This window comes from Veillonella sp. 3891, from assembly GCF_003992315.1.
Taxonomy (GTDB): domain Bacteria; phylum Bacillota; class Negativicutes; order Veillonellales; family Veillonellaceae; genus F0422.
Genome location: NZ_RQVE01000018.1, coordinates 20,370 through 31,271, shown reverse-complemented (window position 1 = coordinate 31,271; position 10,902 = coordinate 20,370). Strand labels below are relative to the sequence as shown.

Annotated in this window: 8 protein-coding genes; all 8 read left to right on the top strand. The window is 41.0% G+C overall.

Features of this window, described 5'->3' with window-relative positions; translation table 11 throughout:
* Positions 1-263 precede the first annotated feature (263 nt).
* Positions 264-1,934, top strand: a complete 1,671-nt coding sequence (ilvD, locus tag EO118_RS08040) for a dihydroxy-acid dehydratase (RefSeq protein WP_127069419.1) — start codon at positions 264-266, stop codon at positions 1,932-1,934.
* A gap of 116 nt (positions 1,935-2,050) precedes the next feature.
* On the top strand, positions 2,051-3,277 hold the full coding sequence (gene ilvA, locus EO118_RS08035) for a threonine ammonia-lyase (RefSeq protein ID WP_127069418.1): 1,227 nt from the start codon (positions 2,051-2,053) through the stop codon (positions 3,275-3,277).
* Positions 3,278-3,308: 31 nt separating this feature from the next.
* The gene (gene ilvB, locus EO118_RS08030; RefSeq protein ID WP_127069417.1) at positions 3,309-5,030 is read left to right on the top strand and encodes a biosynthetic-type acetolactate synthase large subunit; all 1,722 of its coding nucleotides are present in this window, start codon (positions 3,309-3,311) and stop codon (positions 5,028-5,030) included.
* On the top strand, positions 5,023-5,517 hold the full coding sequence (ilvN, locus tag EO118_RS08025; protein WP_126938427.1) for an acetolactate synthase small subunit: 495 nt from the start codon (positions 5,023-5,025) through the stop codon (positions 5,515-5,517). Before ilvB ends, ilvN begins: the two co-directional genes overlap by 8 nt.
* Positions 5,517-6,326 (top strand): ABC transporter ATP-binding protein, encoded by an 810-nt coding sequence (locus EO118_RS08020; RefSeq protein WP_127069416.1) that lies wholly within the window; start codon positions 5,517-5,519, stop codon positions 6,324-6,326. Before ilvN ends, EO118_RS08020 begins: the two co-directional genes overlap by 1 nt.
* 162 nt (positions 6,327-6,488) lie before the next feature.
* On the top strand, positions 6,489-7,499 hold the full coding sequence (gene ilvC / locus EO118_RS08015) for a ketol-acid reductoisomerase (protein WP_127069415.1): 1,011 nt from the start codon (positions 6,489-6,491) through the stop codon (positions 7,497-7,499).
* A gap of 1,769 nt (positions 7,500-9,268) precedes the next feature.
* Complete coding sequence (cptIN, locus tag EO118_RS08010; RefSeq protein WP_127069414.1) at positions 9,269-9,751, top strand: type III toxin-antitoxin system CptIN family toxin; 483 nt, start codon at positions 9,269-9,271, stop codon at positions 9,749-9,751.
* Positions 9,752-10,055: 304 nt separating this feature from the next.
* Positions 10,056-10,136, top strand: coding sequence for a putative holin-like toxin (locus EO118_RS08840; RefSeq protein WP_370447247.1), 81 nt, complete (start codon positions 10,056-10,058; stop codon positions 10,134-10,136).
* The last annotated feature ends 766 nt before the right edge of the window (positions 10,137-10,902 follow it).

The following is a 10,902-nucleotide window of genomic DNA, read 5'->3' as shown; positions in this document are numbered from 1 at the left end:
GCGCAAATGCTTAAATTGGAAAACCCCATACGAGGTTTATCATTCAGTAGAGTTGCATTTGACTTGACAATTCAAGGGCTAAAAACTATACCATAATATTAGATGCGGATTTGGAATCTATTAGATAGATACAAAATTATAGAAGTATCAAATAGAAATCATATACTAGTATTTTAGTGTATGGATATAGTACTTAGACAGCAATATGTAACTATAACAAGTGTTATAACCAGTATAGTATCAAGAGTAGAAAGGATCATCATATGGTACGCAGTGATAGAGTAGCAAAAGGGGCTACACGAGCTCCTCATCGTTCATTATTAAAATCATTAGGATTCATCAACGAGGAAATTGGAAAACCAATCATTGGGATTGCCAATTCTTTCAACGAAATCATTCCAGGTCATGTGCATTTAAAAAATCTAGTACAATCTGTGAAAGATGGCATCCGTGAGGCGGGCGGTATTCCTATGGAATTTAATACCATTGGTATTTGTGATGGATTGGCAATGAACCACATCGGTATGAAATATTCCTTGGTTACACGTAATATTATTGCTGATTCCATCGAGGCCTCTGCTATGGCCACACCATTCGATGCGATGGTGTTCATTCCTAACTGTGATAAAGTAGTACCAGGTATGTTGATCGCAGCAGCTCGTTTGAATTTACCATCTGTGTTCGTATCTGGTGGCGCTATGCTAGCAGGCGTGCACAATGGCAAAAAAATTGGTTTATCCGACGTGTTTGAAGCGGTAGGTAAATTTGAAGCAGGTCTGATTTCCGAAGAAGAATTAGAACATATTGAAAACGTAGCTTGTCCTACATGCGGATCTTGCTCCGGTATGTACACAGCGAATACTATGAACTGCTTAACAGAAGCATTGGGTATGGCATTACCAGGTAATGGTACCATCCCTGCTGTTTACTCCGAGCGTTTGCGTCTAGCAAAACGTGCGGGTATGCAAGTGATGGAAGTGTTACAAGAAGGCTTACGTCCAAAAGATGTATTGACGAAAGAAGCTTTTGAAAATGCGGTAGCCGTGGATATGGCATTGGGCGGTTCTTCCAACACAGCCTTACATTTACCAGCTATCGCTCATGAAGCAGGCGTGTCCTTAACATTGGACGATTTCAACCGCATTGCAGGAGATACACCACAATTGGCGAAACTATCTCCATCTGGTAAATATTTCATCGAAGACTTACATGCCGCAGGTGGCGTGTATGCAGTAATGCATCGTTTACAAGAACAAGGTCACTTGCATGAAGGTGCGAAATCTGTGAGCTTGGTGGACCAAGGTACGATTGCTAAAACTGTGAAAGTCCTAGACGAAGATGTGATCCATCCTTGGAGCGATCCAGTATATACTACAGGTGGTATCGCTGTATTGAAAGGTAACTTGGCTCCAGACGGTTCCGTTGTCAAAGAAGGCGCTGTAGACCCAGAAATGCTAGTGCACTCCGGTCCAGCGAAAGTCTTCAACAGCGAAGAAGAAGCGGTAGAAGCAATCATGGGTCATAAAATTGTGAAAGGTGATGTAGTTATCATTCGCTATGAAGGTCCAAAAGGTGGTCCAGGTATGCGTGAAATGTTGACACCAACTGCGACAATTACAGGCATGGGTCTTGGTAAAGACGTAGCCTTGATTACAGATGGTCGTTTCTCTGGTGCTACCCGTGGCGCATCTATTGGTCACGTATCTCCAGAAGCAGCCTCTGGCGGCACTATCGCTATCGTAGAAGATGGTGATATTATCGAAATCGACATTCCGAATCGTTCTTTGAATGTAAAACTTTCAGAGGAAGAAATTGCACGAAGAAAAGCAAACTTAGCACCGCACAAATCAGATGTGACAGGATACTTGAAAAAATATGCTATGCACGTATCCTCTGCTGCACAAGGTGCCATCGAAATCCTAGACGAAGCATAAGAGGGAATGTAGTTAGGATATAGAATTATCTATGAGGGAACGCAGTCGGGATAGACATGTCTATGAGGGAAGTACAGTTCTATACATAGAATACATACTTAGGAAAGGATATTTATATGCATAAATTATACGATTTCATGGAGGCTAGAGAGCGACTCGCTACGATCGCGGTGAAAACAAAATTAATTCATAGCTCTGTGTACTCCCAAGAAACAGGCAATGATGTATATATCAAACCGGAAAATTTACAACGTACAGGGTCTTTCAAATTGCGGGGCGCTTACAATAAAATTTCCAAATTAACAGAAGAAGAAAAAGCCTGTGGCGTTATTGCGGCATCCGCAGGCAACCATGCACAAGGGGTGGCGCTAGCAGCCCAACGCTTAGGTATTAAAGCAGTCATTGTCATGCCACGTCATACACCACTTATTAAAGTAGAGGCCACACGTCAATATGGTGCAGAAGTGGTGCTGGCTGGCGAAGTCTATGACGAAGCCTATGAAAAAGCTTGCGAACTACAAGAAAAACATGGATATGTATTTGTCCATCCTTTCGATGATGAAGATGTCATTGAAGGGCAAGGAACGATTGCCCTAGAGATTTTAGAAGAATTGCCAAATGCAGATATTATCTTAGTGCCAATTGGTGGTGGCGGATTGATTTCCGGTGTGGCAGCAGCAGCGAAGCTGAAAAATCCACAAGTGAAGATCATTGGTGTAGAACCAGAAGGCGCAGCTAGTGCGAAAGCGGCCGTAGCAGAAGGAAAACCAGTGAATTTATCATCCGTGAGTACCATTGCCGATGGGGCAGCTGTAAAATTAATTGGTACAAGAGACTTAGAATATATTCAAACCTATGTAGATGAAATCGTCACCGTATCCGACTATGAATTGATGGAAGCCTTTCTATTATTGGCGGAAAAACATAAAATCATCGGTGAAAATGCTGGCTTACTTTCAGTGGCAGGGTTGAAAAAATTACGAGTACGTGGCAAAACGGTAGTCAGCATCTTGAGCGGTGGTAACATCGACGTATTGACCATTGCTTCCATGATTACTAAAGGCTTAGTTGTACGGGGCCGTATTTTCACATTTGCTGTGAATTTATCAGATAAACCAGGCCAATTAGTGGCGGTGTCTGAAATCTTAGCAGAACAAAATGCGAATGTTATCAAACTAGAACATAATCAGTTTAAAAACTTAGACCGATTCCATGAAGTGGAATTGGTGGTAACCGTAGAAACGAACGGAGAAGAGCATATCAAGAAAATCACGGCGGCCATGGCGGACCGTGGATACACGATTCACCGTATCAGTTCTAATGAATTTAATGAACATGACTAATGAATACGATAGATATAGAAAGGGATACACTATGAGTGAACAGAAAATGATTCGAGGAGCCCGCATACTCCTAGAAACATTGAAGCGCTTGGGAGTGACCGATATATTTGGCTATCCTGGCGGCGCCGTAATTCCTATATATAATGAAATTTATGATTTTGAAGGTATCAACCATTACTTGGCACGTCATGAACAAGGGGCGGCTCATGAAGCGGACGGCTATGCCCGTGCGTCTGGCAAATGTGGGGTCTGTTTAGCTACGTCTGGTCCAGGGGCGACGAACCTTGTGACAGGCATTATGACGGCTCATATGGATTCCATTCCTCTCTTGGCCATTACTGGTCAGGTATGCAGCCACTTGCTGGGAAAAGATGCGTTCCAAGAATCGGACATCGTGGGCATTACCATGCCGGTGACGAAAAATAACTACTTGGTGAAAGATATCCGAGATATGATTCGCACTGTGAAAGAAGCCTACTACTTAGCTACTACAGGTCGTCCAGGTCCGGTGCTCGTAGATATCACACGAGATGCACAATTAGATGTCATTTCCTATGAAGAATTTGAAGCTATCTTCAATGAACCAATTTCTATCGAAGGCTATGACCCGAATTATATCGGACATCCAAAACAAATCAAAAAAGCTATCGATCTGTTGAAAGGTGCGAAACGACCTCTTATTATAGCAGGCCATGGGGTACTCTTATCGAATGCTACAGAAGAACTTTACAAATTAGCTACTACATGCCAAGTTCCAGTAGTGAATACCTTATTGGGCTTAGGGTCCTTTCCAGGAGAACACCAATTATCGCTAGGTATGCTAGGCATGCATGGTACGGTGTATGCCAACTATGCTGTCAATGAAGCAGATGTAGTAATTGCCTTAGGCATTCGTTTCGACGATCGTATTGCGGGGGTACCGAAGGAGTTCTGCAAAGAGGCTACCATCATCCACGTAGATATTGACCCAGCAGAAATTGGTAAAAATAAGCTCATCGATGTGCCAATTGTAGGTGACTTGAAACATGTATTGAACGAAATGAATCATGAATTGACTCCACAAACTCATGAAAGTTGGTTGGAACGTATCCGTGAATGGCGTGAAGAGTATCCAATTCGCGTGCGTCCTCATGAGGGAACTTCCTTATTACCACAAAAGGTGATTCAAGAAATCGACAATATCGTGAAAGGCAATGCCATCGTTGTGACCGACGTGGGACAACACCAAATGTGGACGTCTCAATTCATTACTTTCTCCAAGCCGAATACGATCATCACATCCGGTGGTGCCGGTACTATGGGCTTTGGTTTGCCAGCAGCTATCGGTGCACAAGTGGCACAGCCAGATAAAAAAGTAGTTCTCATCACAGGTGATGGAGGCTTACAAATGAACAGCCAAGAATTGCTCTTATTGAAAGCCTATAATATCCCTGTGAAAGTTGTGATTATCAACAATGGTTTCTTAGGCATGGTTCGTCAATGGCAAGAGTTGTTCAATCAACGTCGCTATTCCTTCGTAGATTTAGAAGTGAATCCAGACTTTGAAACCTTGGCAAAAGCCTATGGTGTACAAGGGGTGACACTATCCACCATCGAAGACTTGCGCAGCCAATTACGAGACCTCATCTTATCTGATGAACCAGTGGTAATTAACTGCGTGGTAGAACGAGAAGAAAATGTATTCCCAATGATCCCAGCCGGTTGCACAGCGAAAGATATGATGGGATTGAAAGGAGGCCCTGACAATGAGTAAAGTACAACAACACCAAGTGTTAGTGATTACAAAAAACAAACCAGGTATCGGGGCAAGAATCCTTTCCTTGTTCAATCGTCGTGGCTACTCGGTGACACAAATGACATCGGGCATTTCCATTCCTAAGGATCAAGCGCGGATTACCTTAACGGTGGAAACAGATGAAGTGCAATTGGACCAAATCCAAAAACAAATCTACAAATTAGTAGATGCCATCAAAGTAAAAGTATTCTCTCCAGAACAAGTGGTGCGTCGTGAATTGATGCTCATCAAGGTAAAAGCCGACGTGTCTGTACGACCACAAATCATCCAATTAGCGGATGTGTACCGTGGCAATGTACTCGATGTAGGACCTAGCTCCATCGTCATAGAAATTACAGGAGAAACGCAGAAGCTGGATGCTTTCATAGAAATTATGAAAGAATATGGCATTCTGGAAATTGCAAAAACAGGTTGCACCGCTATGAGCCGTGGAGAAAAAATGTAATGGCGGTACCAGAACCGAAACAAGGTGAATTGTTACATTATGAAGGGGTTACCTTCGTCCGCAATGGAGAGGCGATTTTACAAGGTGTCGACTGGCATGTGAAAGCAGGGGAAAACTGGGCATTGTTGGGCCTCAATGGGGCAGGCAAGTCCACCTTGTTGGGCATGATTATGGCCTACACCTGCGCTACCCGTGGTGAGGTTCGTGTGTTGGGACATACCTTTGGACAATGCGTGTGGAAAGACGTAAAAGATCGTATCGGATTCGTCAGCTCTACATTGGGGCAATTTGAGCGAACCATGCGAGACGAAACAGTGCGACAAATTTTACTCTCTGGAGCACATGGAACAATTGGTATATACCATGATGTGACAGAGGAAGAAGAACAACGCTGTGATGCGGTCCTAGCCAGTATGGGCTTGCAACAGTTACAACATCGTCACTTTGGAGTATTGTCCACAGGAGAACAACGACGAGCCCTCATCGGGAGAGCACTGATGACGAGTCCAGACTTACTTATCTTGGACGAACCATGCAATGGGTTGGATGTACCGAGCCGAGAGCAATTGCTCCGCCATCTCAATCGACAAGGGGCGCAGGATACTCATTGTCCGTTCATCTATGTGACGCACCAAATCGAGGAAATCCTTCCCAACGTCACTCATGTGGCACTCTTGAAAGAAGGTAAAATCTTCCAAGCGGGACCGAAACATGAGGTTATTACCGATGAGATATTATCAGCACTCTATGGACTTTCAGTGAAAGTAACTTGGGTCCAAGATCGACCTTGGTTGCAAGTACTTTCATAAAATGTTTTTATAGAGTGTACAAAGATATTTTTATTTATACCAAATTATCATACTAAGTATGGTAAATCCGTAAGCCGAATGGCTTAAAATCAGTTGAATTTCACTAGAAAATCTAGTAAATTATAAACATCATTATGTATTACAAAGTAGGAGGTTATCACAATGGCAGGTAACATTTTAGGCACACAAGTATTTTATGATGCAGATTGCAATCTACAAGCATTAGTAGGTAAAAAAATTACAGTTCTTGGCTACGGTTCCCAAGGTCATGCGCATGCGTTGAACTTAAAAGAAAGCGGTATGGACGTACAAATCGGTCTTCGTGAAGGTTCCAAATCTTGGAAAGAAGCAGAAGAAGCTGGTTTCGTAGTAAAAGAAACAGGCGAGGCTGTAAAAGGTGCAGACGTTGTGATGATCTTGATTCCAGATGAATTACAAGCAGAAACTTACGAAAAATCCATCGCTCCTAACCTTAAAAAAGGCGCGTACTTGGCATTTGCTCATGGTTTCAACATTCATTTCGGTAAAATTAAACCATCTGCTGACGTAAACGTATTCATGGTAGCTCCTAAAGGACCTGGTCACTTAGTACGTCGTACATTCCAAGAAGGTTCTGGCGTTCCTTGCTTGTACGCTGTATACGCAGATCCAAGTGGAGACACTAAAGAAGTAGCATTGGCATGGGCGTCTGGTGTAGGCGGTGGCCGTTCCGGTATCTTGGAAACTGACTTCCGTCAAGAAACTGAAACTGACTTATTCGGTGAACAAGCAGTACTTTGTGGCGGCGTATGTGCATTGATGCAAACTGGTTTCGAAGTATTGGTAGAAGCTGGTTACAATCCAGTTAATGCATACTTTGAATGTGTTCATGAAATGAAATTAATCATCGACTTGATCTACGAAGGTGGTTTCGAAACAATGCGTAAATCCATCTCCAACACAGCTGAGTTCGGTGACTATATTACAGGACCAAAAGTAATCCCAGCAGCAGCGAAAGAAGCTATGCGTGGTGTATTGAAAGATATCCAAGACGGCAAATTTGCTGATCAATTCCTTGGTGACTATGCAGCAGGTTACCCTTACTTACAAGAACAACGTAAACAAGCAGCAGCACATCAAGTAGAAGAAGTGGGCGGCGAATTACGTAAATTGATGCCTTGGATCAAAAAGTAAGTCGTCACTTGTTTCGCTATGTAGCCTTGTGGCGTTCGTAACTAAATAGAAGCAAAGGGAAGAGCACGGTATACCCCTCGCAAACGGTATTTCATAATGTTTGTTCGGGGCACACCGTGCTCTTCTTGTGTTTGTTTGATTTAGGTAGTAAAGGAACGCCACAAAGGCTACTACTCGTAACGGTGTTCCTCAGAGGATGGAAAGACCGCAACGTAATTCTTCTTAAACTAAGCCTATGGTAAGTTTGTTTAAGAGTGTGTTGCGGTCTTTTTGTGTTTGCGGCGGCATCATTTGCAAACTTGCGCTTTGCTTAGTTTGCTGAGTATAGAGGCATTAAATTTATATAAACAGTACGAATAAATTATGTTATAATAAAAAATGTAAGAGCTATTGACGTGTTGTTAGGCTCATCTCTTCCTAATATGGGAGGAGGTGGTACTATGAAAAAATTTAGAAAAATCGATCTATTGATTTTAACTCTAAAATTACTAGTACATCTCATTGATTGGTTTAAATAAATCGATTAATGAAAAAGCCTAACGTAAAAGATAAGTACTGCTAATACTTATACACGTTAGGCTATCCATTTTGAAAGTTTTGAGATGAGCCTAACGCCAGCTACACGTCGATGGCTCTTCTTTTGTTGACTTAATTATAGCACAAGTTGTAGGTGCAATACAATCGTCACTTGTGACGATATGTTGTCTTGTGGCGTTCGTATAGCTAACTTGTGCAAAGGGAAGAGCACGACATATTCCTACGCAAACTGATACAGTGGTTAGGTTTGCTCCGGAACATGTCGTGCTCTTCTTGTGTTTGTGTGAGTTAGGTAGTAAAGGAACGCCACAAAGGCTACTACTCGTAACGGCGTTCCTCAGGGGATGGAAAGACCGCAACGTAATTCTTCTTAAACTAAGCCTATGGTAAGTTTGTTTAAGAGTGTGTTGCGGTCTTTTTGTGTTCGCGGCGGCATCATTTGCAAACTTGCGCTTTGCTTAGTTTGCTGAGTATAGAGGCATTAAATTTATATAAACAGTACGTATAGATTGTGCTATAATAAAAATGTAAGAGCTATTGACGTGTTGTTAGGCTCATCTCTTCCTAGTATGGGAGGAGGTGGTTGCTATGACTAAATATGAAAAAATCTCTTTGATGATTTCTATTGCTAGTTTAGCAATTCAGCTCATTGATCTACTTAAGTAGACAATGAAAAAGCCTAACGTATAAGGTCTAGCACACCTTAACACGTTAGGCAAATTTCACTTTTAGAATTTCTGAGATGAGCCTAACGCCAGCTACACGTCGATGGCTCTTCTTTTGTTGACTTAATTATAGCACAAGTTGTAGGTGCAATACAATCGTCACTTGTGACGATATGTAGCCTTGTGGCGTTCGTAACTAAATAGAAGCAAAGGGAAGAGCACGGCATACCCCTCACAAACGGTATTTCATAATGTTTGTTCGGGACACACCGTGCTCTTCTTGCGTTTGTGTGAGTTAGGTAGTAAGGAACGCTACAAAGGCTACTACTCGTAATGGTGTTCCTCAGGGGAAGGATATAGATTTTATTATTGACTTTATCTTTTTCAATGCGTATACTGTTATTAGAGATACTAGTATCTCTAATATTTGTTGTTACTTAATAAGCAACTAAAATAAGATTAAGTTCAAATAGTTGTCGCTACTCGATATGCGACTCAATAAGTGTTCGAGCTCAAATAGTTAGACTCCATTCAAAAGAATGGGGTCTATTTTTTAGGGAGGAGTTTATGAATACAGGTCATTTTTATTATATAAAAGATCAATATTTTATAGATTTTCCAGATCCACACTTAATGAAAAATAAAGAAACTATAGATGGTCAGCCACATGATAGACCATGTTTTTATGCTTTTTTAGAGACAGCAACTAAACTATATTGGATGATACCTTTTTCATCGCAAGTAGATAAATTTCAGAAAATATATAATACAAAGATTGATAAATATGGAAAATGTGACACTATTTTATTTGGGGAAGTTCTTGGATATGAGAAGGCTTTTCTAATTCAGAATATGTGTCCAGTTAGTATCTTATATATTAAAAATGAATACGTAGATGGAATTTATAAAAAACCTGTCAGAGTTGACGGTAGATTTGAAAGAGAATTACAAAAGAAAGCTCGTAAAGTTTTAGCTTTACAAAGAAAAGGGATACGATTAATTTTCCCTAATGTATTGGAAATTGAACGACTTTTGTTATTAAATAAGTAACTTATAGCATAGGTTATAGAGGTAATACAATTGTTTTTTGTTTCGCTATGTGTCGTCACTTGTGACGCTATGTAGCCTTGTGGCGTTCGTAACTAAATAAGATAAGGGAAAGACCGCAACATACTCCTTCTCAAACTGATCCTACGGTAGGTTTGTTCAGGAGCACGTTGCGGTCTTTTTCGTTTGTGTGAGTTAGGTAGTAAGGAACGCCACAAAGGCTACTACTCGTAACAGCGTTCCTCAGTAAGAGTCATTGACGTGTTGTTAGGCTCATCTCTTCCTAGTATGGGAGGAGGTGATTGCTATGACTACATATGAAAAATTATCTTTATTGATTCAATTTTCTATGTTAATCGTAGAAGTTATTCGTTGTTTTTATAGCTAACGAAAACGCCTAACGAAATGAGGTTTACCGGACCTCACACGTTAGGCGCATCTAAGTTTTATACTTTTCTTTGAGATGAGCCTAACGCCAGCTACACGTTGATGGCTCTTCTTTTGTTGACTTAATTATAGCACAGGTTGTAGGTGTAATACAATCGTCTCTTGTTCCGCTATGAGTCGTCACTTGTGACGCTATGTAACCTTGTGGCGTTTGTAACTTAATAAGATGAAGGGAAGAGCACGGCATACCCCTCACAAACGGTATTTCATAATGTTTGTTCGGGGCACGCCGTGCTCTTCTTGCATTTGTTTTATTTAGGTAGTAAAGGGAACTCCACAAAGACTACTACTCGTAATGGCGTTCCTCAGGGAGTGGGGAGAGCAGATATGGCTATACCCTATTGATGGGTATCATGTTTAAGTAATTCTATAAATCTACAAATATATTTATTATGTCTTTTATTTTTAATCATATTATTAATAATATTCATTTATATAAATTTAACTGTCATCCGAAAAGTCCCTTACCCATCCGGCCACCACTCACCCCCCCCCCTGCCGAGCATAAAATAAGTAATTTTATCAACATTTTTGTTGTATATATTCAAAATATATAGTATGATGATGAGGAATCGAAAATTTTAAATACAATTTAATACAATTAAATTGAAATAGGCGTGTGTTATTGTAAATGATACATGCCACATTGATGTTGTATTACTTTTAGAAGTATGGGACCACAGATGGTCTTGTTTCTTACAATATAG